The organism is Prochlorococcus sp. RS04 (genome assembly GCF_001989455.1).
Taxonomy (GTDB): domain Bacteria; phylum Cyanobacteriota; class Cyanobacteriia; order PCC-6307; family Cyanobiaceae; genus Prochlorococcus_A.
Genome location: NZ_CP018346.1, coordinates 1,605,385 through 1,630,149 on the forward strand (window position 1 = coordinate 1,605,385; position 24,765 = coordinate 1,630,149).

The 24,765-nt window shown below is 28.2% G+C and carries 37 protein-coding genes and 1 tRNA gene; 14 read left to right on the forward strand and 24 right to left on the reverse strand.

The features are described from left to right. Window positions 1–16 precede the first annotated feature (16 nt). From BS621_RS08945 to BS621_RS08960, 4 genes are all read right to left on the reverse strand, one after another. The gene (locus tag BS621_RS08945) at window positions 17–2,239 is read right to left on the reverse strand and encodes an RNB domain-containing ribonuclease (protein ID WP_077142585.1); all 2,223 of its coding nucleotides are present in this window, start codon (window positions 2,237–2,239) and stop codon (window positions 17–19) included. 72 nt (window positions 2,240–2,311) lie between these two features. Then, window positions 2,312–2,623, reverse strand: a complete 312-nt coding sequence (locus tag BS621_RS08950; RefSeq protein WP_077142586.1) for a TMEM165/GDT1 family protein — start codon at window positions 2,621–2,623, stop codon at window positions 2,312–2,314. Continuing rightward, on the reverse strand, window positions 2,624–2,950 hold the full coding sequence (locus BS621_RS08955; protein WP_077142587.1) for a TMEM165/GDT1 family protein: 327 nt from the start codon (window positions 2,948–2,950) through the stop codon (window positions 2,624–2,626). Beyond that, window positions 2,947–3,294 carry a YkgJ family cysteine cluster protein gene (locus BS621_RS08960; RefSeq protein ID WP_077142588.1) on the reverse strand — a complete coding sequence of 116 codons (348 nt, stop codon included), beginning with the start codon at window positions 3,292–3,294 and terminating at the stop codon, window positions 2,947–2,949. The genes BS621_RS08955 and BS621_RS08960 overlap by 4 nt, the downstream gene beginning before the upstream one ends. A gap of 82 nt (window positions 3,295–3,376) precedes the next feature. On the opposite strand from BS621_RS08960, the gene psb30 reads away from it, so the two are divergent. From psb30 to BS621_RS08970, 3 genes are read left to right on the forward strand one after another with little or no spacing between them, the layout of a single operon-like run. Continuing rightward, complete coding sequence (gene psb30, locus BS621_RS09750) at window positions 3,377–3,454, forward strand: photosystem II reaction center protein Ycf12/Psb30 (protein WP_144010216.1); 78 nt, start codon at window positions 3,377–3,379, stop codon at window positions 3,452–3,454. Window positions 3,455–3,469: 15 nt separating this feature from the next. Beyond that, window positions 3,470–4,231: an HAD-IA family hydrolase gene (locus BS621_RS08965; RefSeq protein WP_077142589.1), complete on the forward strand. Its 762-nt coding sequence runs from the start codon at window positions 3,470–3,472 to the stop codon at window positions 4,229–4,231. Beyond that, on the forward strand, window positions 4,218–4,544 hold the full coding sequence (locus tag BS621_RS08970) for a DUF565 domain-containing protein (RefSeq protein WP_077142590.1): 327 nt from the start codon (window positions 4,218–4,220) through the stop codon (window positions 4,542–4,544). Before BS621_RS08965 ends, BS621_RS08970 begins: the two co-directional genes overlap by 14 nt. A 3-nt stretch (window positions 4,545–4,547) precedes the next feature. Here BS621_RS08970 and rpmF read toward each other — a convergent pair whose 3' ends face one another. Beyond that, window positions 4,548–4,718, reverse strand: coding sequence for a 50S ribosomal protein L32 (gene rpmF, locus BS621_RS08975; RefSeq protein ID WP_002805281.1), 171 nt, complete (start codon window positions 4,716–4,718; stop codon window positions 4,548–4,550). Between the two features lie 130 nt (window positions 4,719–4,848). On the opposite strand from rpmF, the gene ftsH reads away from it, so the two are divergent. After that, on the forward strand, window positions 4,849–6,603 hold the full coding sequence (gene ftsH, locus BS621_RS08980) for an ATP-dependent zinc metalloprotease FtsH (RefSeq protein WP_077142591.1): 1,755 nt from the start codon (window positions 4,849–4,851) through the stop codon (window positions 6,601–6,603). An 800-nt stretch (window positions 6,604–7,403) separates the two neighbouring features. Here the strand turns inward: ftsH and BS621_RS08990 are convergent. Next, a complete protein-coding gene (locus BS621_RS08990; protein ID WP_077142593.1) occupies window positions 7,404–7,988 on the reverse strand; it encodes a peroxiredoxin in 585 nt (194 codons plus the stop codon). A gap of 304 nt (window positions 7,989–8,292) precedes the next feature. On the opposite strand from BS621_RS08990, the gene BS621_RS09625 reads away from it, so the two are divergent. Then, entirely contained in the window at window positions 8,293–8,451 is a 159-nt protein-coding gene (locus tag BS621_RS09625) for a hypothetical protein (RefSeq protein ID WP_198025620.1), read from the forward strand. Window positions 8,452–8,455: 4 nt separating this feature from the next. On the opposite strand, the gene BS621_RS08995 is transcribed toward BS621_RS09625, so the two are convergent. Further along, a complete protein-coding gene (locus BS621_RS08995) occupies window positions 8,456–8,677 on the reverse strand; it encodes a hypothetical protein (protein ID WP_077142594.1) in 222 nt (73 codons plus the stop codon). A gap of 63 nt (window positions 8,678–8,740) precedes the next feature. Continuing rightward, window positions 8,741–8,911: a hypothetical protein gene (locus tag BS621_RS09630; RefSeq protein ID WP_011818447.1), complete on the reverse strand. Its 171-nt coding sequence runs from the start codon at window positions 8,909–8,911 to the stop codon at window positions 8,741–8,743. Between the two features lie 196 nt (window positions 8,912–9,107). On the opposite strand from BS621_RS09630, the gene BS621_RS09635 reads away from it, so the two are divergent. Continuing rightward, on the forward strand, window positions 9,108–9,284 hold the full coding sequence (locus BS621_RS09635) for a hypothetical protein (RefSeq protein ID WP_198025619.1): 177 nt from the start codon (window positions 9,108–9,110) through the stop codon (window positions 9,282–9,284). A 620-nt stretch (window positions 9,285–9,904) separates the two neighbouring features. On the opposite strand, the gene BS621_RS09640 is transcribed toward BS621_RS09635, so the two are convergent. Then, window positions 9,905–10,057 carry a hypothetical protein gene (locus BS621_RS09640; protein WP_011818444.1) on the reverse strand — a complete coding sequence of 51 codons (153 nt, stop codon included), beginning with the start codon at window positions 10,055–10,057 and terminating at the stop codon, window positions 9,905–9,907. Window positions 10,058–10,132: 75 nt separating this feature from the next. On the opposite strand from BS621_RS09640, the gene BS621_RS09005 reads away from it, so the two are divergent. The 3 genes from BS621_RS09005 to BS621_RS09010 all read left to right on the forward strand — a co-directional run bounded on the left by BS621_RS09005 (window position 10,133) and on the right by BS621_RS09010 (window position 11,304). Beyond that, window positions 10,133–10,498, forward strand: coding sequence for a hypothetical protein (locus BS621_RS09005; protein ID WP_077142595.1), 366 nt, complete (start codon window positions 10,133–10,135; stop codon window positions 10,496–10,498). A gap of 267 nt (window positions 10,499–10,765) precedes the next feature. Continuing rightward, window positions 10,766–10,918: a hypothetical protein gene (locus BS621_RS09645; RefSeq protein ID WP_011818442.1), complete on the forward strand. Its 153-nt coding sequence runs from the start codon at window positions 10,766–10,768 to the stop codon at window positions 10,916–10,918. Further along, complete coding sequence (locus BS621_RS09010) at window positions 10,915–11,304, forward strand: hypothetical protein (protein ID WP_077142596.1); 390 nt, start codon at window positions 10,915–10,917, stop codon at window positions 11,302–11,304. The genes BS621_RS09645 and BS621_RS09010 overlap by 4 nt, the downstream gene beginning before the upstream one ends. A gap of 23 nt (window positions 11,305–11,327) precedes the next feature. On the opposite strand, the gene BS621_RS09650 is transcribed toward BS621_RS09010, so the two are convergent. After that, window positions 11,328–11,477 (reverse strand): hypothetical protein, encoded by a 150-nt coding sequence (locus BS621_RS09650; protein ID WP_198025618.1) that lies wholly within the window; start codon window positions 11,475–11,477, stop codon window positions 11,328–11,330. Between the two features lie 218 nt (window positions 11,478–11,695). Between BS621_RS09650 and BS621_RS09745 the strand changes: the two genes are divergently transcribed. Further along, a complete protein-coding gene (locus BS621_RS09745; protein ID WP_257787467.1) occupies window positions 11,696–11,827 on the forward strand; it encodes a hypothetical protein in 132 nt (43 codons plus the stop codon). Here the strand turns inward: BS621_RS09745 and BS621_RS09015 are convergent. The 6 genes from BS621_RS09015 to BS621_RS09040 all read right to left on the reverse strand — a co-directional run bounded on the left by BS621_RS09015 (window position 11,824) and on the right by BS621_RS09040 (window position 13,912). After that, window positions 11,824–12,075, reverse strand: a complete 252-nt coding sequence (locus tag BS621_RS09015; RefSeq protein WP_025931916.1) for a DUF1651 domain-containing protein — start codon at window positions 12,073–12,075, stop codon at window positions 11,824–11,826. The two genes, BS621_RS09745 and BS621_RS09015, sit on opposite strands and share 4 nt — an antisense overlap. Window positions 12,076–12,086: 11 nt before the next feature. Further along, window positions 12,087–12,374: an ATP-dependent Clp protease adapter ClpS gene (gene clpS, locus BS621_RS09020; RefSeq protein ID WP_077142597.1), complete on the reverse strand. Its 288-nt coding sequence runs from the start codon at window positions 12,372–12,374 to the stop codon at window positions 12,087–12,089. 67 nt (window positions 12,375–12,441) lie between these two features. Continuing rightward, window positions 12,442–12,515, reverse strand: a tRNA-Met gene (locus BS621_RS09025). A 29-nt stretch (window positions 12,516–12,544) separates the two neighbouring features. Beyond that, window positions 12,545–13,027, reverse strand: a complete 483-nt coding sequence (locus tag BS621_RS09030) for a tRNA (cytidine(34)-2'-O)-methyltransferase (protein ID WP_077142598.1) — start codon at window positions 13,025–13,027, stop codon at window positions 12,545–12,547. Between the two features lie 2 nt (window positions 13,028–13,029). Further along, window positions 13,030–13,590 (reverse strand): bifunctional adenosylcobinamide kinase/adenosylcobinamide-phosphate guanylyltransferase, encoded by a 561-nt coding sequence (locus BS621_RS09035; protein ID WP_077142599.1) that lies wholly within the window; start codon window positions 13,588–13,590, stop codon window positions 13,030–13,032. Between the two features lie 10 nt (window positions 13,591–13,600). Then, window positions 13,601–13,912 carry a fusion glycoprotein F0 gene (locus BS621_RS09040; RefSeq protein WP_077142600.1) on the reverse strand — a complete coding sequence of 104 codons (312 nt, stop codon included), beginning with the start codon at window positions 13,910–13,912 and terminating at the stop codon, window positions 13,601–13,603. 111 nt (window positions 13,913–14,023) lie between these two features. Here BS621_RS09040 and BS621_RS09045 point away from each other — a divergent pair, with 111 nt between their 5' ends. Next, window positions 14,024–14,650: a cofactor assembly of complex C subunit B gene (locus BS621_RS09045; RefSeq protein WP_077142601.1), complete on the forward strand. Its 627-nt coding sequence runs from the start codon at window positions 14,024–14,026 to the stop codon at window positions 14,648–14,650. Here the strand turns inward: BS621_RS09045 and lptC are convergent. The 5 genes from lptC to rpmG all read right to left on the reverse strand — a co-directional run bounded on the left by lptC (window position 14,647) and on the right by rpmG (window position 18,525). Further along, window positions 14,647–15,270 (reverse strand): LPS export ABC transporter periplasmic protein LptC, encoded by a 624-nt coding sequence (lptC, locus tag BS621_RS09050; protein WP_225866701.1) that lies wholly within the window; start codon window positions 15,268–15,270, stop codon window positions 14,647–14,649. The two genes, BS621_RS09045 and lptC, sit on opposite strands and share 4 nt — an antisense overlap. Then, the gene (locus BS621_RS09055; RefSeq protein ID WP_077142602.1) at window positions 15,254–16,798 is read right to left on the reverse strand and encodes a methionine--tRNA ligase; all 1,545 of its coding nucleotides are present in this window, start codon (window positions 16,796–16,798) and stop codon (window positions 15,254–15,256) included. The genes lptC and BS621_RS09055 overlap by 17 nt, the downstream gene beginning before the upstream one ends. A 68-nt stretch (window positions 16,799–16,866) precedes the next feature. Beyond that, on the reverse strand, window positions 16,867–18,051 hold the full coding sequence (locus BS621_RS09060) for a ribonuclease catalytic domain-containing protein (protein ID WP_077142603.1): 1,185 nt from the start codon (window positions 18,049–18,051) through the stop codon (window positions 16,867–16,869). Window positions 18,052–18,096: 45 nt separating this feature from the next. Beyond that, window positions 18,097–18,318, reverse strand: coding sequence for a 30S ribosomal protein S18 (gene rpsR / locus BS621_RS09065; RefSeq protein ID WP_002806014.1), 222 nt, complete (start codon window positions 18,316–18,318; stop codon window positions 18,097–18,099). Window positions 18,319–18,330: 12 nt separating this feature from the next. Then, window positions 18,331–18,525, reverse strand: a complete 195-nt coding sequence (rpmG, locus tag BS621_RS09070; RefSeq protein ID WP_002805540.1) for a 50S ribosomal protein L33 — start codon at window positions 18,523–18,525, stop codon at window positions 18,331–18,333. 101 nt (window positions 18,526–18,626) lie between these two features. On the opposite strand from rpmG, the gene pheT reads away from it, so the two are divergent. Beyond that, window positions 18,627–21,071: a phenylalanine--tRNA ligase subunit beta gene (pheT, locus tag BS621_RS09075; protein ID WP_077142604.1), complete on the forward strand. Its 2,445-nt coding sequence runs from the start codon at window positions 18,627–18,629 to the stop codon at window positions 21,069–21,071. A gap of 106 nt (window positions 21,072–21,177) precedes the next feature. Beyond that, the gene (locus BS621_RS09080; protein WP_077142605.1) at window positions 21,178–21,426 is read left to right on the forward strand and encodes a hypothetical protein; all 249 of its coding nucleotides are present in this window, start codon (window positions 21,178–21,180) and stop codon (window positions 21,424–21,426) included. Between the two features lie 413 nt (window positions 21,427–21,839). Here BS621_RS09080 and BS621_RS09085 read toward each other — a convergent pair whose 3' ends face one another. From BS621_RS09085 to BS621_RS09100, 3 genes are all read right to left on the reverse strand, one after another. Continuing rightward, entirely contained in the window at window positions 21,840–22,850 is a 1,011-nt protein-coding gene (locus BS621_RS09085) for a molecular chaperone DnaJ (protein ID WP_077142606.1), read from the reverse strand. Window positions 22,851–23,177: 327 nt separating this feature from the next. Beyond that, window positions 23,178–24,008, reverse strand: coding sequence for a DUF4922 domain-containing protein (locus BS621_RS09095; RefSeq protein WP_077142608.1), 831 nt, complete (start codon window positions 24,006–24,008; stop codon window positions 23,178–23,180). Window positions 24,009–24,056: 48 nt separating this feature from the next. Next, window positions 24,057–24,440 carry a DUF2237 family protein gene (locus BS621_RS09100; RefSeq protein ID WP_025923183.1) on the reverse strand — a complete coding sequence of 128 codons (384 nt, stop codon included), beginning with the start codon at window positions 24,438–24,440 and terminating at the stop codon, window positions 24,057–24,059. Between the two features lie 98 nt (window positions 24,441–24,538). On the opposite strand from BS621_RS09100, the gene BS621_RS09105 reads away from it, so the two are divergent. Next, window positions 24,539–24,757: a hypothetical protein gene (locus BS621_RS09105; protein ID WP_032517111.1), complete on the forward strand. Its 219-nt coding sequence runs from the start codon at window positions 24,539–24,541 to the stop codon at window positions 24,755–24,757. Window positions 24,758–24,765: the final 8 nt, after the last annotated feature.

A 24,765-nucleotide genomic window follows, 5' to 3' on the forward strand; every position in this document is an offset into this window, starting at 1 on the left:
TTTTGTGAAAATTTCTTTATGTTAATTCTAAATCAATTTGATATTTAAGAATATCGACTTTTATTATTTTTACTTCTATTGCATCTCCAACTTTATATGATTTTTTAGATTTTCTTCCAATCAATAGATTTTGCCTTGACCTGTATTCATACCAATCATTATTAAGAGTGCTTACGTGTACTAAACCCTCTACATTTAGTTCTGATATCTCAACAAAGAAACCATATGTTTGCACTGATAAAATAAACCCACTATAAATATTACCTAGTAATTTTTCTGCTTTTCTTACTTTTTTTATATTTATCAAATTAGATTTATATTGGTTAACTTTGTACTTGAATTCATTAAGTTTATCTATCACAAACTTGTTAAATAATATTTCTAGATTTTTTGATGTTGATGAATTAAATATATCCCAATTTACTAGGTCTAATGAATTACTTTCCGATATATTGATTGCATCAATATTACTTTTCTTTGATTTCTTACCATTTATTATCATATTAAAAATACAGTACTGGTTAATTAGATTAATGAAGTCAAATCCAGGAACTGTCCATGGAGAAATAAATAATTTTTCTGATTCATCATTATCAGGATCATTAGATATCAACCTTATTTCATTGTCCTTAAATTCATTAATTAGAAGTTTATGTAAGATTCTTTTTTTATTATCGTCGTCACATAATTTAATTACTTGACTAAATGTCAAATTGCCATCTTCATTAAGCTCTACATCATTATCAATAAATTCTGAATATTTGATAATTTCATTAGCATTAATGTGATCTATTTCATTTGAAGTGTATCCTGCACTTTTTAAACCATATTGATTTGAATGTTTGAACCATATTAAATTAGCTTCATATAGTATTGGTGAAAGGTAAGTTTGGCAATCTTCTTTATTTAATGTTTCAAAATATCCTTTTGAATATTCAGCTGGATTGTGAATAAAAAATTCTTCTAGTGCTTCAATCTTATTCAGTGGCGCAGGAATTTCCACCTTACCCTCCAAAAGATGGTTTTCTCTGAATGAACATGAAATTTCTAGTATTTTATCTAAATCGTCGACATATTCCTTTATAGGTTTTAATACCCGAGAGGTTATTCTTGATTTGCTTTTTCTAGATAGAAGCGCGTCAGTATGATCACTTCCAACAATAAGAGTGCATTTAACTAAAGTAAGATGAAATGACCAATCAATTATTTCATTATCACTATTTAAATTTACACAGAGGCTTATTGCTTCATTCTTTTCGCCAAATTTAAATTCAGAATCATTTCTTATGGCTTCACCAAGGTGGTTTTGCCAATCATTTAATAAGGGTAATGATTCAAAGCCTTTGAAAAATATTTCTAGAGATTTTTTACTATTAAGATCTACTCTTTCTGCAAGATTATTTGTATGTATCCATAATTTAGTATTTTTATTTTTTCCATGCTCTATTTGTATCATTGGGAGCATTGGAGAGTTATTAGAATTCCAACTTTTGAATAAATAAGAGTTTTTATCTGTAAGGTCTATTCTCTCCCTTTGTTCTATTTTTTTTGATTCAATATTATTTAAATCGTATGATTTAACGATATTGCTTTTAGATAGAACAAATTCTGTATCATAGTCTTCATTATTGTTTAGTTTTAGTTCTTTTATCACATGACCTAGTCCTTCTTCTTGACCTATGGGGAATCTATCAATCTCAACTTTTACTATATTCTTTTTGTCTGGATTGAAAGTGTATTTTTCATTCTCTTTTGGAAGTTTAATTTTAGAAAGGATCCTATCGTCAATTGGGATTCCATATACATCATTGTTTATTATTTCTACTTTAGAAAGAAGTATTTGATTTGATCTTTCAAGAATACAATCAACTATTCCTTCAGGTGATCTTCTTCTATATCCCTCTTTTATTATCCTTACTAAAACTTTATCTCCATTCCATGCATGGTTAAGTAGATTTTCTTTAATGTAGATATCTTCTTTGTCTTTTCCTCTCACAGCAAAGCAATAGCCTTTGCTACTACATCTTATTTTGGCGACAAGATGATCATTATCCTTTATGCATGTATATTCATCATTTTCATTTTTATTAATTATTTCAAGTGTTTTTAGAGCTGTTAAAGCAATATCTAATTTATCTTTATCAGATTTCTTTGTTATTTTTAATAATCTGCATAATTTTTTATATTCTAACCCATCTGACTGATTAAGATTATCAATTATTGAAGATGATGTGAACATGATCTAAATAAAATTATAAATCAATTTAGGGGTATACACTTCATTATTACACCTTATTATCCAAGCTTAAAACTATTTATTTTCTTTCTCTTCTTTTTCTTCTTGTTCGATTTTGAAAGAGTTGATAAAAAGCCTTATACCAATGATGAAAAATGTAATGGAGGCTATTGTCTTAAGAACTACTTCTGGTAAAAAACTTGAAATAGACCCACCTGTTAAAGCTCCTAGTAAACTTGCAAAAACAAGTGCTGAAGAAGATCCTAGAAAAACTGCTAATGGTTTATTTGAAGTGCCACTTATAGTTAAAGTAGCTAGTTGAGTTTTGTCACCTAATTCAGCTATGAAAACAGTTAGAAATGTTGATACTAATAAACTTAAAATCATTTATAAATAATTTTTGAATGTTTCGTAAGCTAAAAATATACTTATCAATATCATTAAAGTACCAGTAGATAAAGCAAATTTGCTAGGAGATATTTTTTTTGATACCCATTTACCAATAAGAACTCCTACTATGCTAGAGCTTATTAATGCTAGAGAACTTCCAAGAAAAACAATTATTGGCCTGCCCGATTCAGCAGAAAGCATTAATGTGGCTATCTGAGTTTTATCGCCAAGTTCAGCAATAAAAATTGTTGTAAAAGTCGTTATAAATATTGAAAAAAAACTTTTTTCTAGATTGTTTTCTTTTTTTTCTATTTTACTATTCATTTTTCTGAAACAGCAATTCTAAAAGTTTTCATCTCTTTACTTTGGTATCCATAATTTGATGAAATATGTTGTTTGCAGCAATCTATTAAAAATTTATCACCAGATTTTAAATATCCTTTAAATGAAGTTGAAAATTCAATTACCCGGCAAAAATGTGGTCTGGTTTCATAAATTAAGCATTTTTTATTTTCTCTGTCCAGGTTTTTACACCAACCGTCTTTAGCTGTCATCGAATTTATCAAAGCTATATCTTCTTTGTTAAGTTTGTTAGCCAATTCGCTTCTTTCATTCAAATCGAATTTACAACAAGCTCCACAATTTTCTATACATGTCCATGATTTCATAATTTAATTCAATCTTGTAACGTATCAGTACAGTTTCTTCATTTATTTGTAAAAATAGTATCACAAAACATATTCATTAATCATGGCAACACTTATTCCATTGGCTGTAGTTGCGTTAGCAGGACCAGCAATTATTGCTCTTGTATTTTACCGTAAATAAAAGTAATTCTTTTTGGTGGCTTATCTGGAGGGTGTTTATTGGGATTTAGATGGTACCATCGCAAATACTGAATTAGAGGCCCATTTACCTGCTTTTAATAATGCTTTTAATGACCTTGGTATTGATTGGGATTGGGATACTAAAACATATATAAAACTTCTGAAGATAAATGGGGGCAAAAATAGGATTGCTTATTACGCTAAATCTAATAATGATAATTTGTCAGAAGATTTAATTCTCAAAATTCATGAAACAAAGCAGTTTCATTATTTAGAAATTATAAAAAAAAATTTGGTTAGTTTAAAAACTGGTGTTTTTAGATTAATAAATGAATTACATACAAAAAAAGTAAGACAATTTATTGTTACTTCAAGTTCAAGAATTCAAGTCAATCTACTTGTTGATCATCTTTTTAATGGCTTCAACCCTTTTGAGTTCATTATTTCAAGCGAAGACGTTGAATTAAAGAAACCAAATCCATTACCATATTTAAAGGCAATCCAATTAAGTGGTATAAACAAAAACAACTCAATTGTTTTTGAAGATTCCAATCCAGGATTGAAATCTTCCTTGGCAGCTAACTTGCCAACAATTTTTGTTCATTCAAATATCCCAGTTGTTCTTGAGGAAAATATTAAATTAGATTGTATTTTAGACAGTCTTGGTGATCAGAATAATGTGGCAAATGTAATTAAAGGCCCTAAACTAAAAAAATCATATGTTGACTATAACTTTCTGAGTAATTATTTAGTGTCTTTTAATAATGCAAAAAACTAATTTTTCAAAAATTACCTACCAGTTTAATAAATTATTTTTTGGTTTTCTAAGTGATACTTGGAGAACAAAATCTATTGGTCTAATTTCTGTTTTGACAGGTTATTTTTTGTTCGCAAATTTTATTACAAAATTTATATCTGAAGGTAAAAATGAGTTGATAATGGTCCCAATAATTATTATTTTTATTGAAATCATTATACGAATTAAACCTAACACAAGTTCAAAATTTTATTATCTATGGACAGTAGTTGATAAATTAAGAATTGGTGCAATTTATGCCGTTATACTTGAAGCATTTAAATTAGGATCTTAAAAGCTACTCTTCTTCTTCTTCTTCAATAGGATAAACAAATCCTTGAGCTTTCCCAGTTAAAACTGATTTACCTAAAGATATAGCTTTTTGAGCTGCTATTGCTGCTTTTCCTTTCCAAACAGCGTGCCTTTGGTTCCTTTTGCTTTTTGATTTTTTCTTCTTTGGTACAGCCATTCTGTTTCTTTATTTCCATATAATAATATAACCTTTAACTGGTTATCTCCAAAACTTTTGAGTATATTTTGTTTATATACGTCAATTTTTTAAATAAGCATATATGCTTCATTAATCACTTATAAAGATAGTGTTTAGATCAAAATTCTCATATTCAGATTCTAAATCAAGTTATTCGGATCTTCTAGAAGATATAGAGACGGGGAAAATAGAATCAATATTTTTCTATCCAAGACAGAGAGAAATTGATGTTCTGTATAAAAATGGTGATAAATTTAAAATACCTATCCTTTACAACGATCAATTAATCCTTGAAAAGGTTACTGAAAATAAGGTAAATCTAACTATTAACAATAGTAGAAAAGAAGCCTCAGCTGCTAATTCATTTGCTTCAATAAGTCTTTTCTTGATTTTCATATTAGCTATAGTTTTAATACTGAGGAGTACATCAAAATTGGCTTCCAGAGCTTTTGGTTTTACTAAAAATCAAACTAAATTTGTAACTATTGATGATGTAGAAACGAGATTCGATGATGTAGCTGGCGTGCCTGAAGCCGCTGAGGAATTAAAAGAGGTAATAACATTTTTGAAAGAACCTAAGAAATTTGAAAATCTTGGAGCAAAAGTTCCTAAGGGAGTTCTTTTAATAGGCCCACCAGGAACAGGTAAAACATTATTAGCTAAAGCAATTGCTGGTGAATCAGGAGTGCCTTTTCTCTCAATATCGGCATCAGAGTTTGTAGAACTTTTTGTTGGTGTTGGAGCAAGCCGAGTTCGTGATCTGTTCTCTAAGGCTAAGGAAAAATCTCCTTGTATAATTTTCATTGATGAAATTGATTCCATTGGTAGGCAAAGAGGCTCTGGGATCGGAGGTGGAAATGATGAAAGAGAACAAACCCTTAATCAGCTTCTAACTGAATTAGATGGTTTTGCTGATAATTCTGGGATAATTGTTTTAGCAGCTACAAATAGACCAGATATTTTGGATGCAGCACTATTAAGACCAGGTAGATTTGATAGGAAAATTGAAGTAATGCTTCCAGATTTAGATGGAAGAAAAAAAATTCTTTCAGTTCACTCACTTTCCAAACCACTTTCAAGCGAAGTTGACTTAGGATATTGGGCTTCTAGAACAGTTGGATTTTCGGGAGCAGATCTTGCAAACTTGATGAACGAGAGTGCTATTCACTGTGCAAGAGACGAATCTAAATTAATCAGTGACCTTCATATAGAAAATGCTCTTGATAAAATTACTATTGGCCTGAGAAGCTCATTAATAACTTCTCCTAATATGAAAAAAATTATTGCTTATAATGAAGTTGGTAGAGCAATTGTATCTGCTGCAAGAAATGGAATTGAATCAGTTGATAAAATTACGATTTTACCTAGATCTGGATCTATAGGAGGATATACAAAAATATGCCCTGACGAAGATGTAATTTCTAGTGGATTGATTTCAAAAAAACTATTATTTTCAAAAATTGAAATTGCTCTAGCTGGAAGAGCAGCAGAAACGATAGTTTTTGGTGAAGGTGAAATTACACAATGCTCCATAAATGATATCTCTTATGCGACAAATATCGTAAGGGAAATGGTTACAAAATATGGATTTTCAATTATTGGTCCAATTTCAATGGATTCTGATAATAATGAAATGTATTTAGGAGATGGATTATTTAGAAGAAAGCCTCTGATAGCAGAAAATACCAGTTCTAGAATTGATAATGAAATCATAAATATTTCTAAAATTTCATTAAATAATTCAATAAAAATATTGAAAAAAAATAGAGTCTTACTAGATAAATTAGTTGACATACTTTTAAATCAAGAAACTATAGATAAAGAAGTTTTTAAATTAACAACTTCTAAATTGTTGAAAGTTTGATTTAATTGCTTTAAATTAAAAAAAATATTTTCTTGATAATTAAAAACAACACAACTAAGTTATTAGTTACGCTTTCATTTTTACTTATTCTTCCTTTTATACAAAAACAATGGTTAAATTTGTATTCACTCAATATTAATGTTATTTCCTTTTATTCAATCATTTACTATTTGAGTGGTGCAATATGTCCATCTTTGGTGTATATAAACTCTTTAAAAAACTATACTTATTATAATTTTACAAGGAATAAAATTCATAGTATAAAAATAATTAAAGGAAAAAGATTACTATTCTTAGTAGCAATAAATTTAATATTTCTCTCTTACTTAATTGCTGAATATATATATATAAATTTTGATTTTATATTTAATTTATTTCTTGAAGGAATTAATGTACCAAAACCGGATATTCCACAGTTAAGTTTTTTCATATTTTTAATTTCTATCCTATTAATTTTTAAGAAATCTAGGTTTCTGTTAAAAAAAATAATATTGGTAAATTTTATTTTGATTTCTTTCTATCTTTGGCATCTTCAAATTAATAATATTAGTGTTGATGATCAGTTTTATATTTATAGATATTTTGGTTTAAATGACTTAAATTTAATTAATCTTTTTATCCTAGTCGCCATAGAAATTTTTTTCTATACGTGGTCCTTCTTATCATATAAAACTAATTTGAGCGATTGGATCGTACCAAAACCTCAAAAGGGGGATTTTATCCCCTTTTTGAATATATTTATTTTTTATTTTTTTATAATTATTTACTACTCAATACTTACTTAAATGTTTCTAATTCTTCTATAGGGCAGAAAAATATTCCTTACTACCTTTGGGGTCCTCTAACATTGTTTTCTCCCCGGGTGTCCAGTTTGCTGGACATACTTCATCAGGGTTTGAGGCAACATATTGATAACCTTGAAGGATCCTTAGCGTTTCATCAACATTTCTACCTACAGGAGCCTTGTTAACAGTCGTATGCATAACTACTCCTTCTGGATTGATAAGAAATAAACCTCTATCGGCCTCTCCATCATCATTAAGAACATTGTAAGCTTGGCAAATTTCTCTTTTTAAGTCAGAAACTAACGGGTAGTTAATATCACCTATTCCGCCTTCATTTCTTGGGGTTTGTATCCAAGCCAAATGACAGTGTTTGCTATCAACTGACACTCCAAGTATTTCAGTATTAAGAGCTGAGAAATCTTGGTATCTATCACTAAATGCAGTAATTTCAGTTGGACACACAAATGTAAAATCTAGTGGGTAGAAGAATAAAACAACCCATTTACCTCTTAGACCTGAAAGTGTAACCTCCTTAAACTCTTGATCATATACTGCTGTAGCACTAAAGTCTGGTGCTTCTTGGCCAACTCTTAAGCTCATGAAAAAATTTGTCCTTAATTTAAATTATGTATGGTCTTAATGACCGTAATAAGTATTATAATTTTATTGATAATGAATTAGCAAGTTTTTTTTTAATTCAATGAAATGGCATTATTCCTTTACTAGGAAATTTACAATTTTGAATCACAATAAACTTTTAAAAAATCTCAAAAAGGAGTTAATTAAATATCCCATTAACAGGCTTGACAATAAAAATTCTAATTAAAAGAAATTTTATTTTATTTAAGATTCCTTAAAATCTAACTCTCTATAATTAGAAATATTCTTTTTAATATTTTTAATTATGGCTAAATATATTGAAAGACTAAAGGAAAAAATTAAAATAAAAAAATTTGATACTAATCAGCCAGTTGGAGCTTGGATTTTCGTTGTAATTTTGAATATAGTTGGATTTGCGGGTTATTTTTACTTAAAGGTAAATCATATACAACTAGGTAGTTAAAAACTTATCTTATTTCCTTCTTAATTGAGCGACAAAAATTTTTTAGTCTTTCATTCCTCGTTAAGTCAGGTAAAGTCCAAATTGATTCCGTCTCAGGTAATTGATCTATGCTCCATTCTTTGAATTCTTCTATTATCGAATCATTATTTAATTTTGATGTATACTTTTTTCGTTTTTTTAAATATTTTCTTATCACTGTAAGATTTGTCTTTATATATTCCCTCATAAAAAATAGTTAGTCTTATATTAATCTATCATTTAGGAAGTTCTGCTTTAAAGAAAAGATTAATTAGACATTTTGAACTGCTTGAAAAAGTCCAAACGAATAACCTCCAATTAAAATCCAGCCAAGGACGCTTGATATTATTGTAGATCTTCTATTATGTCTCCTTAAAGCTGATTCAATCATTTCATTAACTTCATCTCTATTAAGGTATTCTTTCTTAGAGTTTTTTTTCATTTTTTCTTTTTACAATAAACGAATTTATAAGAAAGTGAGCTTATGATATTTTCTTATAAGTAAAAGTTTTATTTTTAATGATTGTATAAATATTTTTTTTATTTAGCATAAAATATATAATAAAATTTTAAGAGAAATTTTTAAAATTATAAGATAAAGTATTTGAATTGAAGGATCATAGCTTTTTATACAAATAATGAATATTAATGATAAATCTGTTTTAGAAATGCTTAATAAACTTATTGTTATTAATAGGCTAAATAAAAGTCAAATTCTTCAAATGGTTAATTTAGCTTCAATATCAAATGATATCAATGATTTAAAGGATAACTTGAAATGGGAAAGTTCTAAATCATTTAATCAAAATATTTAAAATACATAAACTTATTGTTTTATAATTATTAATTCTTGAAATTTACATAAGAGATACTTAAGTTAATTCAATTAATTAAGAGTTTTATAAATAATTTATATAAGCTATTCAAATAAATTTTTGAAAGTAATTTTCCTGATAAGAAACTTGCTCTTGATTACTATAATTAAGAGTTGTTTTCTTATCCTTGCTAAATGATTTAATTAATATTGTAGAAGTGATTATTATTATTAGTATTATTAGTAAATCTCCAACAGTAACCCCTCTCTCCTTAAGATTCATGATAAAACATATATTTTGTTTAAATATAGCCTTTATTATTTAATAAACTAATATTTTTTACAAACTTGCTAAAAACACATATGAAGGAAATATAAAAAGAATATAAAAATATTGAGTCTATAACCTTTTAAGTCTTATAAAAAAAATAGATAAATTGATTATATGGAAGTCAAAAAAAAAATTAGTAGTTCTAACACTCCTTATTTTTTCTCTAAAGAGATGATTATCACAAAAAAATCACTTAACGAAAATCAACTCAAATTTACTTATCAAAAACAGTTAATCTCTGATCTAGATAATAAGCACAAGGAATGGTCAAAATCGATTAACAGTAAATTTTAAAAGCTTTCGTTGATTATATTTAAAAGTTTATTTCTTTTAATTGTATTTTTTTCTTCCCAATTAAGTGTTACTTCATCATTAATGATAGGTTTTGCTTCATAAGCTAGATACCAAAGAATAAATCCGACAGGAAATAATAAAATATGCATAGCAAAATTAGTTGACTTAAATCAAATATAGTGCAACACTTATTATGTGCAAGTGTCACACTAATTTTTTTTATTATGCCCTCTCCGAGGAAAAGAATTGGTTTTTTGCCAAGTGAAGAAGTGCATGAAATTATTGAAAAATTGTGCACAGCTAATGAGTTTAGCCAGTCAAAAGTCACAGGTTTATTGGTTGAAGAAGCGTTAAGGTCTAGAGGTGTGTTAAGTGAATCTTATGGTCAAAATCAAAATAATAATAATGATTTTATAAACTTTTCTTTTGATCACGAAACATTTTCTGAAAATAATAGTTCTTCACTTAATGTGGACGAATATGCAGTTAATAAAAAAGTATTATCTGATGATATCAAAATGATGCATGAATTTATTGAGTTTAAGTATTTTAAGAAAGTTATGAAGCGAAATAACAACATTATTGAATAAATAGTGTCACACTATTAATGTTTATATAAGAATGCTTTTCAATGGAATTTAGAAGTTATGCAGAGATAAATATTTTTTAAGATTTCTAATCAATTTCTTAAATAAGGATCCAAAATAAATTGAATCTTTAAAATTCAGCGGACTAAATCCTCGTGGAGATATGAACCTTAGCCCGCTTTAAAAAAATAGCAATAAAAAAATATAAATACAATAAGTATGTAAATTTACTTTTGATTTAAAATTGGATTATAAAAACTCTAAATATAAATGGCTGTAAGTGAATTAAATGAAGATACACAGGATCAAATATGTGATCTTCTTGAAAATCTTCAGCAAATAGAGAAACTTAAAAATAAAGATATACGAATTTTGCTTGATAAGGTAGTAAGAAAATATGGAGGAAAAGTAGTAAATAAATGAAACACCTATTAATCCCACTATTAGTTTTGCTTCCTTTACCAAGTGTTGTAAATAGCTCCCACTTAAATAATCAGAGAGAACTTATAGTCACCTCAGAAAGCACTAGGGAATCAATAAAGTTAGCAAAATACCTTAAAGATAATGGTGTAGTTAAATATTCAGCATATTGGTGTCCTAATTGCCTTAATCAAAGTGAATTATTTGGTAAGCAAGCTTATAGAGAACTTAATGTTGTTGAATGTGCAAGAGATGGCATAAACAGTCAAACTCAGTTATGTATTGATAAAAAAATTAAAGGGTTTCCCACGTGGGAAATAAATGGAAAACTAATTTTAGGTGTACTTTCACTAAAAGAGTTATCAAAGTTGACTGGATTTAAGAATTAAGGAAAATGTAAAATGATTAATGTCTAGATATTAAATGTTATTTCTTGAGTACCTTTCATACATCCACCAGTTGGATAGTTAATTACTTTTTTTGATATTATTCCAATACTTATAGCAACTATTCCAATACCAAATAAAGCTCTTGATCTTTTGCTTGTGATGAGATGTTTCATTGGGTATTTATTAATTAATAAATATCAGGGATCATTATAACGGGGATTTTTTTATTAAAAAAACAAGTAACCCTAAATCTATAATTTTTTAAAATAAGTTTTAGATATTAGATACCTTGATAATCCTTAATCAATAAATGCTTTTATATCTTTTTTTCAGTATTTTTATTTTGTATTTGACAGTCTTTTTATAATTAAAATGAGACTTTTATTTTTTTATGAAAAATAAAGAATTTAATGTAACTCAAGGTATGGCTTTGTTACTTTTGAAGCCATTAAATTTACCCGCTAACTACGTCCTAAATCTCATAATTTATATAACTAATCCTAGTAACAAAATTGGATACTAATAGTCTTCCCAAACTGGTTTGGTTCTTCTCCAACCTTGAGCGATTAACTTTCTCCATTCATCTCTAGCTTTATCAACTTTAAGTTCTTCTCTGGTTGTCATAAGAGGTGGTTCTTTTCCTAAAACACCAAGAATTCTTCCAGAGTCAATAAACATATATTCAAAAAATTTATCTTTATTTTGATTATTCTTTGAAAACCTTTTAACCCTTGAACGATTCGAATTTATAAGCCAATAATTTTCTGTCAATCTTTCTTATTTTATGTTTTCTCAATTGGAGCCATTGTTAATCCTTTGCTGATTAGTTGCTCATTATATAGCTCTGCTTGTTCAAGATTACCTCTCCATACCTCTGCAGATCCTGTCTTGTCAACTTTAATGGTTAGATCCCATGCCCTTTGTTCACTTATGCTTGGGATTATTTTTAGAAGACAATTTGCGACATGCTGAAACGTATTAAAATTGTCATCAAGAACTATAACTCTTGCTTCTGGATATTTTGTTTTAGATTTTTTTGGATCTAAGACTGTGCCGAGTGAATTAACCATTATTGTCTTTAATAATTTAATTAAATTAAAATTTCTCCTATGTTGTTCAATTGAAAAGTATTGAAAATGTCTCGAGCGTGACTTGAACACGCGACCTGCGGGCTATGAATCCGCCGCTCTAACCAGCTGAGCTACCGAGACATGGGAATATTGTAAGGCATTGGTTGTACTTAATTACCATTTTGAAAATTTATTTGTTTGTGGGCCTCATATATAGCAATTCCACATGCTACAGAAAGGTTTAGACTTCTAACACCTTTTTGATCATTGTTTCCAGTCTGTATATTCGGCATAAATATTGATAATAAAAAGTCGCTTTTATCAATAATGGAATCGGGTAATCCTAAATCTTCTCTCCCAAATAGCAAAATATCATCTTGCTTAAATTTAAAATCCTTCAAATATAATCCATTTTTTTTACTAAAAGAAATTATTCTTTTTGTTGATTTTGACGCTAAAAAATTTTCAAAATTCTCATACTGATTAACAGTAACTAGAGGCCAATAGTCTAATCCTGCTCTTTTTAAATATTTATCTTCTAGCTTAAAACCCAAGGGCTCTATAAGATTTAAAGGTATATTAAATGCAGCACATGATCTGGCAATATTACCAGTATTTTGCGGGATTCTAGGTTCAAAAAGAGCGACTTCCAATTTTAAGTAGGTATTTCAATACTTATTTCATCTATTTTGATTGCTCTGCCGTTTATGGCCAGCCAATTATCTTTTGATATTTTTGTTATTCTCTTTTGAAGTTCGCCGATTCTCTCAATATATGTATTACCAATTTTATATTCAGAGACCAAACTCCAACCTACTTGTTCTCCAACAATAATTGTTATGCTTTTTCTTTTTATTAAGAGACTTATAAGTGAATTAATTTTTGTTGACCATTTATTTTGTTCCTTGCCAATACTTTTCATAACGAATCCCCCAATAGAATCTATTAATAATGGACCTTCTTCATTCCTTAATGTATTTAATAGATCTGTAGTTTCTATTAATTTCCAATCTTTTGGCCTTCTTTTTCGATGTAAATTAATTTTATCTTGCCATTCTTTATCATCCAAATTGTTTTCAGATAAGGCAACATATGATAATTTCTTTACCTCCTTTGCAAGATGCTCCGCGAATTCACTTTTCCCACTCTTTGTCCCCCCTGTAATAAAAACTATATGAGATGAAAATTCACTAATATTTAAATCCTTGGCATTCATAAATTCTCTTTTATTTAGAGAAATACCACCATGTTGCTAGAGGAATGATTGTGGCAGCAATTAACAAACCTATAACTATATAAGTAGCAGTTGAACTCTCAGTATCTTTTGATCTCATAGTGTTAAAATTTGGATCCACTACAGGGTTGTCGATAGATGAAGGCTGACTTTTTTCGTAATTTATAACAGTCTTCTGTTGAGTAATACCAAAATATTTATTTATAGTATTAATTTCATTTGCGTATGTAGTAGAAGGGATAAGAATAAAAATAAAGCCAGTAAAGATAAGGGAAAGTATATATTTATTGATGTTTAGTTTCATTTTGAGACGTTTTGGTTAATTATATATTAAAAACCATATGTTTGAGTAATTTTAAATCTACTAAACAATATAATATTTGCATAATTTAATTAGAAATAACATATTTAAAATATGGGATTCAATGGGAAATCATTAATATCAGTCGGTGTTATACTCTTTATTTTTCAGATAGCAAATTTCATTTCAATAAAAACAATCACTCCTGAGCTTGAAAGAGCACAAGTGTTAGCTGCAATTGCTTCGTTAATTATTATATTGATAGGTTTTTTATTTAAACAATTCCAACCCATAGCTGGTGAGAAAGCTGTTTTAAAAGGAGAAAATAAGTTTCTCTTTGATAGAAACATGCCGGATGAAGTTATTGATGAACTTGCATGGGGTTCTGAAGCGATATTAACTTCTACAGCAGCAGCAGCAATATTAATCCACAATGATGGCGTTAATATATTGAGGAGGGGTATCACTTCAGGTAATGATTTTAAACCCGGGGAAACTTGTCTGAGATCTATTAAAGATATGAAATTAATATCATTAGCAAACACTAAATTTTATCCTGGAAGAGATGAATTTTATAACTTTTGCGCTGAAATTCCTTCTATTTTAATTGTACCTATAAATAATAAGGCTTTCATATTGATAGGAGGCTGGAGTGCAAAGTGTTTTACGAAATCTGATGAAAAATGGATTAATAACTGGTCCAAAAAAATTAATAATATTTTCTCAAATAATAAAATTTAAAAATATATTATTGATTTAATTCTTTTATCTTTTGCTTCAAAGCTTACTGATTCTGTATTTAAATTATAGAAAGCATTTTCTGAGTTTATTTCGTACTTATTTTCGTTATTTTTATCTTTAATAATATATTTTACTGGATTGAAAAATTCAATTATGTTATCTGAACCCAATATGGCTTTTCCTGAATTTAAGATGATGTTTTGATTTTCATATCTTATATTTCCCTCTAATAGAAAGTTAGTATTTTCTATATTCCAAATAAAATTATCAGCATTTAAAATATCTTCATTATTTTTTAAAGTTTTTAATTTAACATTCCCTTTTAATTTCAAGAGTTTATTATTGTCTGATAAAGTAGATTCTTCTGAACTAATAATATATTTAGTTTCATTCCCATTAAGAATATTAATAGTAGGTTTTTTTAATTCGAATTTTAATTCAATATTGTCATAACTTGAATTTGGACTGGTAATAGAATATATTTTATCTCCACTTTTAGAGAATATAGTCATATCTAAACTGTCTATTTTTTGTATAACTTTATTTGCATCAATTACATTTGGGGCGCAACCAAGCATAAATAATGGAAGGAAAATTATTAATCTATAATTTTTGCTCATACTCAAGTTTATTTAAGATTGGAGCGGGTTTAGGAAGACTTGAGTTGCTAACTAATAATCCCCAAATTAATTGTTTTTTCCAAGGAATTTCCTCTCTGTATATAGAGCCAAGTTGTTCATTGATTTTTATAGATAATTCGGGCAATAAAGGTAGTAGTAATAATCCTATTATTCTGGTACTTTCTAAAACGTTATAAATAATTTCTTTAACTAGAGGTAGATTATCTTTCTCTTTTATTAGCACCCATGGCTGATTATCATTCAAATACAAATTTGTTTTAATTGCTAGGCTAAGTACTTCATTAGCTGCTAAATCTAATTTGTAGTTATCAAAGTTATAAATATAGTTTTCAACTGCAATTTTGGCGAAATTCTCTAATTTATTTTCACTCAAAAATTTTTCATTATTTGGCACTTTATTATCAAACCATTTTCTGGACATAGATGATGTTCTATTTAATAAATTACCAATAGTATTAGCTAAGTCATTATTGATGATGTCAACAAATCTTTTATCTTGAAAATCTCCATCATTGCCTAATGATATGTCTTTAATGAGGTACCACCTTACAGGATCATTTCCATATTTTGTAAGCAATAAATCAGGGTCCAGTACATTTCCTAAGCTTTTACCCATTTTTTGACCCTCTCTTGTAAGAAATCCGTGCCCAAAAACCTTTTTAGGAACTTTCATTTTGGCAGAAATGAGCATTGCAGGCCAATATACAGCATGGAATCTCAGAATATCCTTACCAATTAAATGAACGTCAGCTGGCCATCCTCCATTAATTGATTTTTCCAATGAATGTTCTGTCGCATCAGAACTAATAGCACTTACATATCCAAGTAAAGCATCAAACCACACATAAAAGGTATGGTTATCGTAACCAGGGACTGGAATTCCCCACGTAACATTTGTTCTTGAAATTGAAAAATCCTTTAAACCTCTTGAAACAAAATTTATTATTTCATTCTTTCTTTCTATTGGCTCTATAAAAGAAGGTTCGTTGATTATTTTCTCGATTTCTTTTTGATATTTTGAAAGCCTAAAAAAGAGATTCTCTTCATTTTTCCATTCTAGATTTTTTTGATGTATTGGACACTTGTATGTTGTTGAATTTTCTGGATTATCTTTAAATTCTTCACAACCGACACAATACCAACCTTTTTGAACTCCCATATAGATATCGTTTGATGCTTTTACTCTTTCATAAAATTCATTAACAACAAATTCATGATTTTTTGAGCTTGTTCTTATAAATTTGTCAAAGGATATATTCCAATCTTTCCAATTATTATTAAAGACTTCTGAGATTTCATCGCAATGTGACTTTGGCTCAATACCCTTTTCATTAGCTGTTCTTTGTATTTTTAAACCATGTTCATCAACACCAGTTATGAAAATAACTTCTTCACCTACAAGCCTTTTATACCTAGCTATTGAATCACAAATTATTGTTGTATATACACTTCCTAAATGAGGTTTATCATTAACATAGTATAAAGGTGTAGTAATGACAAAAGTCATAAAGCTTTTTTATTTATACTAACAGATATTTTTTAAACTAATAACAACCCATTATATTGATTATCTTATTAATAAATAAATTCTAAAAGATTACTATCATTTATAATATATTTAACTTTATATATTTTATTACTGTATATTTCTATTGATACAAAAAGAGTAATAAGTATTTCTAGTGAATAATCTGGAAAATAAACTAAAGCAATATTTTTTTTATGATTAATCCACTTAACGAAAATAATTTTATAAAAAGCTTTTTTTTCATTCTTAAAAAATAATTTTAAATACTTAAATTTATCATTTTTAAATATATTATTATTTTCTGATTGTCTATTTTTTGAATAATCAATAATCGAAGAGACTGTTTCTTTACTAAGAACTTCGTAATTATTAATTTTGTTATAAACTTGCCTTTGTATAACTAAATCAAGATATCTTCTTAGTGGTGATGTACATTGTACATACATTTTAAGGCCTAACGATTCATGGATTCCAGGCTTAGTAGTTATGTAACTTCTTCCCATATATTGTTTTAATATTATATATTTAATATCACTATCATTATATTTATTGAGAATTTCAGATGGATTGCAGTTTATTTTTTGAATCCTAAATGCAGCTGCTAAATCATATTTATCTATAAATAAACTTGTTACATAACCCATTAATATCATTGATTCTGCAATTATAATTTGTGATATTGTTTTCTCTAATTTAGTTAGTATAATCTTATTCTTATATAATTTAATTTTATTATTAGGACTTTCAAAAATAATTGCTCCTTGTTCCTTTCTAAATTTAATACTTTTTTCTAATAATTTTTTAATCTCAATTAATTCTATTTCTTCTTTGGGTTCTATTTCTAATATTTCATTTGCATCTTCATATGTTAATTGATATTTTGGTTTTATTATTGCTTCAGTTATTTCATATTTATTTATTGATCCGTCGTCATTGAATTCTATTGCTGCACTAATAGTTTCTGAAACTTTATTTTGAGCTAGATTTGCCTTTTCAAGAATATCCTTAGGAAGCATTGGGACATATTGATCAATTAAATATAAACTGCTATTTCTCTTTCTTGCATTTAAATCAACATTAGAGTCATGCAAAAAGAGTTTGCATGGATTACTAATATGTATCCATAAATTTTTTTTATTTCCTTCTTTTATTTCTAATGAAATAGCGTCATCAACCTCATGTGGATCATCAGAGTCAATAATATATGTTTTTAAATCAGTTAAATCTTTCAAATATTTGAAATATTAATTATATTGCCAACTATATTCAATATGAAATTATCCTTCAGGATTAACAAAGGGTAAAAGAGCTACAATTCTGGCTCTCTTAACAGCTAATGTGAGATCTCTTTGTTGCTTAGAGGTTAAACCTGTCATTCTTCTTGGTAGGATTTTGCCCCTCTCAGTTATGAATTTTTTTAGTAGTTCTACATCCTTATAGTCAATAGGATCTCCCGGTTTGATAGGTGATAATTGTTTTTTAAAAATTGAATTAGGCATGATTTGATTTGATTACTTAATTTCTTTGTGAATTGTCATTCTGTTTAAGTGAGGATTAAACTTTTTTAGTTCTAATCTTTCGGTTGTATTTCTACGATTCTTTTCAGTAGTATATCTTGAGACACCATTTGATCTCTTAGGATCTGTGCTTGTCCTAGCTTCAGTACATTCCAGGGTCACTACAACTCTTGTCCCTTTTTTGGCCATTTTAATTAATACTTTATTGTATAATTTTCTATTGTACATCTTCAACAAACTTTTTTGAAGATATACTTATTTCTTTTCTCATCATTGATTAAAAAATATATATGAAAGTTTCTCAAAATTGGTTGAAAAATTTAGTAGAAATTACTTCTACTCCTGAAGATCTCTCTGAGAAATTATCTATTGGTGGATTTGAGGTTGAATCATTAGAAGATTGTTCAAAAAATGTAAATGGTGTTGTTTTAGGAAAGGTATTATCTGTTTTAAAACACGAAGGATCTGACAAACTTTCAATTTGCCAAGTCGATATTGGTAATTCAAAGAATTTACAAATTATCTGTGGTGCGCGCAATATTAAACCAAATATTTATGTCTATGTTGCTACTGTCGGCGCGAAATTAAATGCAGTTGATTTAACTATTAAAAGAAGTGAAATTAGAGGTGTCATGAGTGAAGGAATGATATGTTCACTGCAAGAACTGGGTTTAGAGGACTCTAGCGAAGGGATAGAGATCATTGATGAAGATTTGGCCCTAAAACATGAATTAGGCACTCCAGGGTCTGACTTGCTTCAATTAAATGATTTTATATATGATTTAGCCATTACAGCTAATAGACCTGATGGAATGTCTGTTATAGGTATAGCCCGTGAAATTTCTGCCCTTTTAGAATCCACCTTAAATTTTCCAGAATTAAACCATAAATACAATATTCATTTACTTAAGGGAATTAAACTTTGTCCAGAGGCTATAGAATCTAATTGCATTTATACAATAAGCTGCATTGATGGAGTAAATGGAGAGAAATTATCGCCAAATTGGCTTAAAGACCGTATAGAAAAATCAGGTATAAAATCTATTAATCTTTTAGTTGATTTGACAAATTATATTCTATTAGAACAAGGTCAACCTTTGCATGCATTTGATAAAGATAAATTGTCAAACTTAATTGGTAAGGAAGTTTCTCCAGAAGATTTCTCTGTAAGAAATGGTAAGGATAACGAAAGCCTTATTTGCTTAGATGGTAAAGAATATGATTTAAATGAAAATATCACAGTTATTACTTGTTGTGATAAACCAGTAGCTATTGCAGGGGTTATAGGCGGCTTAGAGACTTCTGTAAGTAATACTACCTCATCTATTTACCTTGAAGGCGCTGTTTTTAATCCAGTTGCTATAAGAAAATCTTCCAAGGCGGCTGGCATAAGAACAGAATCTAGCAGCAGGTATGAAAAAGGGATTTCATCAAAAAATACAATAAGTGCAGTAACAAGGGCAATTAATCTTTTGGAAGAATATTTTTCTATTAATTCACCAATCATCAATACTTCAAATTTAATAAGTAATGAGGATATATTTATTAAACTACGGAGAAATCGAATACATAAAATTCTTGGTCCACTAATTATTAACGATCAATTTGAAAAAAGAAATTTATCTGATAATGAAATAGTTGATAAATTAACACTCATAGGTTGTACTTTAAAGAATAAAGAATATGGCTGGGATGTAGCAGTAATTCCTAATAGATCTCATGATTTAACAAGAGAAATAGATTTAATTGAAGAAATAGCAAGATTAATAGGGTATGACAGATTCGACTTAAAACTTCCTAATCCAATTAAGCCTGGAAAATTGTCATCAGAACAGTTGGCATTGAGAAAAGTAAAAAATGGTTTTATAGAAAATGGTTTTAACGAGGTACTAAGCTACTCTCTTGTTCCTGAAGATGATGAAAAACTCATAAAGATTTCTAATCCTTTGTTATTAGAAACAAGCTGTCTTAGAGATAATATCTGGAAAGAACATTTGGAGATAGTGAACCGCAATATAAAAGCTGGACAAGCAAGTTGTTATATATTTGAAATTGGAAATGTTTTTCAAAAGAAAACTGAGTTCATTCAAGAAGAAGTTTTGAATGGTGCGATTTATGGAAATAAAAAATTTGGAAAATGGACAAATTCGGGGAAGGATAACGATCTTAATTATTTCCAGGCCAGAGGAAAGTTAAAGGAGGCTCTATCATCTTTGAACATAAAAATTGATGATAAACCTACTGATTCAATTTATTTTCTTCATCCAGGAAGAACAGCAAAATTAGTTATTGAAGGAAAAGATGCAGGTTATTTTGGTGAAATACATCCCAAACTAATATTAGAAAAGAAGTCATTAAAAAAAGTTTATTTATTTAACATAAACGTTTCTAACCTCTTGGGAGCTAGTACAAGAAAAAATAAATGGATTCCAATATATAAGCAATACCCAATTGTTCCAAAAATGGAAAGGGATATAAATTTTGTTTTCAGTAAGAAATTTCTAATTAGCGAAATAACATCACAAATAAGAAAAACTGGAAAAAATCTCTTAGAGGATGTAAATTTACTTGATGTTTTTGAAGATACTAAATTTGGAGATGATCATATAAGTTATACATTTAGATTATCTTATAGAGATAAAGAAAAAACATTACTGGACTCTGACATTACATCAATACATTCACATATCATTTCTAATGTTGAAAAATGTTTTAACACTAAATTGAGGAATTAAATGTATCGCTAATCTTATATGAGACTTAAAATAAGTCTATATATAATTCTTATATAAGATAGATAATAATCCTATAAAAGTAATTAATGTTGTATGATTAAAGCTCATGATTAATCTACTGTCTCTACTTCTATCTTCAGTGCTGTGGGTGCAAGTCCCTCAGTGGTCAGATGATTGGTCAAAATGTGCTGTTGACGTACCAGATGCATCATGTCACTGGTATATAACTGCACCAGATAATACTTTTGGCGATGGTTTTGATTGGGCTAGCGCCCCTTGGTTTGATGCTAATGGATTAAGTGATGTCCCTAGTATTGATAGGCAAACTGTCATTGAGAAGCTTCAATCTAAGTAGTACTGTCTTTAAGGCAGTACAACAGGACACAAATTCCAGTAATAGCAAGCTTTTCTAGCCTTTATTAATTTCCTGGACATTAAAAGGACATAATTTATAGGTTTATTAATCAACTTTTAATTTTCCCCAAGAATTAATCAGTTTGGAGATGGTTCATTCAAATTGATTAATTAATTTATCTTAATTATCTATATTGAGACTAAATTATAGACTTATAATAAGTCTTATATAAGAAATACTATACAAATATTTTTTAAAAAATAAATTTAATTTTAATTTCATTTATACATCATTTATGTTTCTTTAAGATTGAATAAAAATAATTTATGAAAATGAGCAAAAGTAAATTAACATTAATCTTATATGAGACTATTAAGTAGACTTATGAAAAGTCTTATTTGAGAATTAGTATACTAATTTCTATATAGATTTTTTAGCAATTGATACGCTTCATTTAATTTTCTCATTTGATCTGTTGATCCTCCTGCATCTGGATGCGTCTCTAAGGCTATTGATTTATAGGCCTCCCTAATTTTACGGAAAGTATGAGCAGATCCTGCGGATGTTGATAAATTCAATAATTTAAGTGCTCCATGTACTGTCATTGTTGAGTCCAAAGTTTCAAATGAATTAGATATATTATTTCGCTTAAATCTACTTACAAATCTTCTCATAAGTGTTGGTATTCTATTTATCAGATCTGATGTAGCAAAAGGGTCTTCTAAAACGCCAATCATTAATAAAACAATTTCAAGGGATGGATTTTTCATTATCCAAAATGGGCATAATTCTGACATTAATTTATTGGCTGCACTCCACGTAAAGGGTAGATTTTCAGTCCCATCAAGATTAGGCCATATATCCTTTTCAAACCAATCCATCGAAGCTTCTACTACATGATCATTAGGAACTGATCCATATAAGGTTTTCCAATGACTAATTAACTCAATTCGACATTTTATTAATTCAGTTTCTTTAATTGTATTAATTTGAATATCATTAATATTCTCCTTTAATTTTTCACTATTAATACTTCTTCTGAGATTCTTTACTTTTTTTTCAACAAAATTGGGAAGGCTTATGTTTGAGTTGGCTTTTTCTTTATATTGATTGTTATTTGTAAATCTTTTATTCAAAGATATCTCATTAACTTCTTTTTTTACGTCTGATTTAATTAATACCAATGCAGTATCTTCATCAATATTTATATTTTCATTATTTTTATTCTCGTTAAAGTCTATTTCTTGCTGTTGGTTCTTAGGTAGTAAATCATCTTCTTGGAGAAGTTCTTTAAGTATCTTTTCTATTACAGGTCCTCTTGCTCTAAATCCCCACTCTTTTCGTAATTGATCAAACCTGGAAATTAGTTCCTCAGGTAAATCAATTGAAATTCTTTTCGTATTTGAATTTTCAGGAATATTCAATAATATTTTCTTGAATAGTATGGAATTTATTTAATTTTATTCAAAAAATATTGAAAGTCCATACGGAATATTGTTTTTAAATTAAAACCAATTTATTTTTATCTCACGAGTCAATTAAGTATCTTTATATAATTAGTGCAAAAAATGATTAATTGTTTTTTCAAGTCATCTAATGAAAAAAAGAGTTTTTATCAACATAAGCAATTAGAAATGCTCAATTATATTAAGGATTCACTTGAACGTAAAATTGCCTCGGTGACAGCATCCATAGAAGTTCTAGAAAGCCAAATAAGCAGGGATAAAGAAGTTGAAGTAACTAACTAGTATTCAAACAAAACTTTCTAAAAGTTTTTCAGGACCAAATTTCTTTAAATAATTAATATTTGAATTTTCAGTTACTAATAGATATCCTGCAAATCCTAAACCGTTAATACTGAAACCATGAATATGATCATACTTTCTTTTTATAATAGCGATCCATTTATTAGTTATTAAAATGTTGTAAGGATATATCGGTTTCTTATCAACAATAGGATCCCCAAGCCCTAATTTGTTGCATAATTCTAAGTAAAATTCAAAAAGACATGATGGATTTTCTAAAAAATTAAATTTGGATACAATAATATTTTTTTTAAGCTTACTATCTAGATCTTGATTTGAGTTCATCTCTAAAAACCACTTTTCTCTAGGGCATGTTACCTCACCTTTAGATCTACGCAGAAGTTGAAAATGCCTGTGAGGTTGACTTGCTCCCGCAATTGGAGAACTATTGAAAAACCATAATCCACTAGTATCTTTATTAACTTGTTGGATCGCTCTCCAATCCTTAATATCTAACCATCCATTTTGAGGTTTCCATTCATTTGTAATAAGTAAAATATGACCTTTTTGTACAGGGTACTTATTTAATATTAGTTGATGATTATCACCAATTTTATCAATTTCTAGTATCTTTTCCCAAGGACAAAATGGATTTTGCTTAGGACCATAAATTTTTTTTTTATTAAATTTTGAAGTATCGAGTTTCCTAATTATGAAGTCGTCTTTTACATATAAATCTCTTGTAATAATATCAGTTTTGAGAGGATATAATGATTCATCATCAATTGATAATCGAGTTTGTTCTAGCGCTTTTTTCCAATATATTTCTAAACTCATTTAAAAAAATTTATCATTATCATTTTAAAAAAAAAAATAAACTTGTAATTATTTTTTATTAAATTGATATTCTTTCAATTTTTCCAGAGGTACTGATTCTAAGACTACAATATTCGTTGATTCTAATATGACTTTTGGTGCAAGACCGTCTAATAATGCTTGCTTCCACCTATCAAGACAAATACACCAATGATCACCATCCTTTAGTCCTGGGAAGGAATAAATAGGCATGGGAGTTATTAAATCATTACCCTGTGATTTACTATATTTCAGGAAATTATCATCCATTACACAACATATGGAATGATTTCCTCCATCATTTTTGTCATAGTTGCAAAATCCATCTCTGAACCACCCTGTCATAGGGGCGCAACTACAAATCTCAATTTCTTCTCCAAGGACATTTAACTGATTTTGATTATTTATGGTCATAGGTTTTTTAATAATAATAAAACACCAACATTTCTTTAAAAAAGGTTGACGAGTATGGGGGGTAAGGAGGTAATAATTCTAATAAGGTTTTTTTCATTATGGATTGGGACTTTACTGAAAACATTGCATTTAAAGCCCTTTATGAAGCTTTTAAAGATAGTGATGAAACTTCCGCATTAGAATTTTTATCTAGTGATGGTGCTTCATATTATCTTGAGTTAACACAGGATGCCGCGGGTGAGGGACTTGATCTGGGTGATAATGAAATGATGGAAGAACTGCAGGAAGAAATTATCGAATATTTAGAAAACAACTAAAAATTCAG

Excerpts from the sequence above, each read along its gene's own strand:
- BS621_RS08990 (WP_077142593.1), bottom strand. The coding sequence starts at position 7,988 with ATGAGCTTAAGAGTTGGCCAAGAAGCACCAGACTTTAGTGCTACAGCA.
- BS621_RS09635 (WP_198025619.1), top strand. The coding sequence starts at position 9,108 with ATGAATATTAATGATAAATCTGTTTTAGAAATGCTTAATAAACTTATT.
- BS621_RS09625 (WP_198025620.1), top strand. The coding sequence starts at position 8,293 with ATGGCTAAATATATTGAAAGACTAAAGGAAAAAATTAAAATAAAAAAA.
- BS621_RS09040 (WP_077142600.1), bottom strand. The coding sequence starts at position 13,912 with ATGAAACTAAACATCAATAAATATATACTTTCCCTTATCTTTACTGGC.
- BS621_RS09640 (WP_011818444.1), bottom strand. The coding sequence starts at position 10,057 with ATGCATATTTTATTATTTCCTGTCGGATTTATTCTTTGGTATCTAGCT.
- rpmF (WP_002805281.1), bottom strand. The coding sequence starts at position 4,718 with ATGGCTGTACCAAAGAAGAAAAAATCAAAAAGCAAAAGGAACCAAAGG.
- BS621_RS09745 (WP_257787467.1), top strand. The coding sequence starts at position 11,696 with ATGAAAAATAAAGAATTTAATGTAACTCAAGGTATGGCTTTGTTACTT.
- BS621_RS08970 (WP_077142590.1), top strand. The coding sequence starts at position 4,218 with ATGCAAAAAACTAATTTTTCAAAAATTACCTACCAGTTTAATAAATTA.
- BS621_RS09010 (WP_077142596.1), top strand. The coding sequence starts at position 10,915 with ATGAAACACCTATTAATCCCACTATTAGTTTTGCTTCCTTTACCAAGT.
- BS621_RS09095 (WP_077142608.1), bottom strand. The coding sequence starts at position 24,008 with ATGAGTTTAGAAATATATTGGAAAAAAGCGCTAGAACAAACTCGATTA.
- BS621_RS08950 (WP_077142586.1), bottom strand. The coding sequence starts at position 2,623 with ATGATTTTAAGTTTATTAGTATCAACATTTCTAACTGTTTTCATAGCT.
- rpmG (WP_002805540.1), bottom strand. The coding sequence starts at position 18,525 with ATGGCCAAAAAAGGGACAAGAGTTGTAGTGACCCTGGAATGTACTGAA.
- BS621_RS08995 (WP_077142594.1), bottom strand. The coding sequence starts at position 8,677 with ATGAGGGAATATATAAAGACAAATCTTACAGTGATAAGAAAATATTTA.
- clpS (WP_077142597.1), bottom strand. The coding sequence starts at position 12,374 with ATGGTTAATTCACTCGGCACAGTCTTAGATCCAAAAAAATCTAAAACA.
- BS621_RS09035 (WP_077142599.1), bottom strand. The coding sequence starts at position 13,590 with ATGAATGCCAAGGATTTAAATATTAGTGAATTTTCATCTCATATAGTT.
- BS621_RS08955 (WP_077142587.1), bottom strand. The coding sequence starts at position 2,950 with ATGAATAGTAAAATAGAAAAAAAAGAAAACAATCTAGAAAAAAGTTTT.
- psb30 (WP_144010216.1), top strand. The coding sequence starts at position 3,377 with ATGGCAACACTTATTCCATTGGCTGTAGTTGCGTTAGCAGGACCAGCA.
- BS621_RS09100 (WP_025923183.1), bottom strand. The coding sequence starts at position 24,440 with ATGACCATAAATAATCAAAATCAGTTAAATGTCCTTGGAGAAGAAATT.
- BS621_RS09045 (WP_077142601.1), top strand. The coding sequence starts at position 14,024 with ATGGGATTCAATGGGAAATCATTAATATCAGTCGGTGTTATACTCTTT.
- BS621_RS09055 (WP_077142602.1), bottom strand. The coding sequence starts at position 16,798 with ATGACTTTTGTCATTACTACACCTTTATACTATGTTAATGATAAACCT.
- BS621_RS09630 (WP_011818447.1), bottom strand. The coding sequence starts at position 8,911 with ATGAAAAAAAACTCTAAGAAAGAATACCTTAATAGAGATGAAGTTAAT.
- lptC (WP_225866701.1), bottom strand. The coding sequence starts at position 15,270 with ATGAGCAAAAATTATAGATTAATAATTTTCCTTCCATTATTTATGCTT.
- BS621_RS09105 (WP_032517111.1), top strand. The coding sequence starts at position 24,539 with ATGGATTGGGACTTTACTGAAAACATTGCATTTAAAGCCCTTTATGAA.
- pheT (WP_077142604.1), top strand. The coding sequence starts at position 18,627 with ATGAAAGTTTCTCAAAATTGGTTGAAAAATTTAGTAGAAATTACTTCT.
- BS621_RS09650 (WP_198025618.1), bottom strand. The coding sequence starts at position 11,477 with ATGAAACATCTCATCACAAGCAAAAGATCAAGAGCTTTATTTGGTATT.
- rpsR (WP_002806014.1), bottom strand. The coding sequence starts at position 18,318 with ATGCCTAATTCAATTTTTAAAAAACAATTATCACCTATCAAACCGGGA.
- BS621_RS08960 (WP_077142588.1), bottom strand. The coding sequence starts at position 3,294 with ATGAAATCATGGACATGTATAGAAAATTGTGGAGCTTGTTGTAAATTC.
- BS621_RS08945 (WP_077142585.1), bottom strand. The coding sequence starts at position 2,239 with ATGTTCACATCATCTTCAATAATTGATAATCTTAATCAGTCAGATGGG.
- BS621_RS09005 (WP_077142595.1), top strand. The coding sequence starts at position 10,133 with ATGCCCTCTCCGAGGAAAAGAATTGGTTTTTTGCCAAGTGAAGAAGTG.
- BS621_RS09645 (WP_011818442.1), top strand. The coding sequence starts at position 10,766 with ATGGCTGTAAGTGAATTAAATGAAGATACACAGGATCAAATATGTGAT.
- BS621_RS09080 (WP_077142605.1), top strand. The coding sequence starts at position 21,178 with ATGATTAATCTACTGTCTCTACTTCTATCTTCAGTGCTGTGGGTGCAA.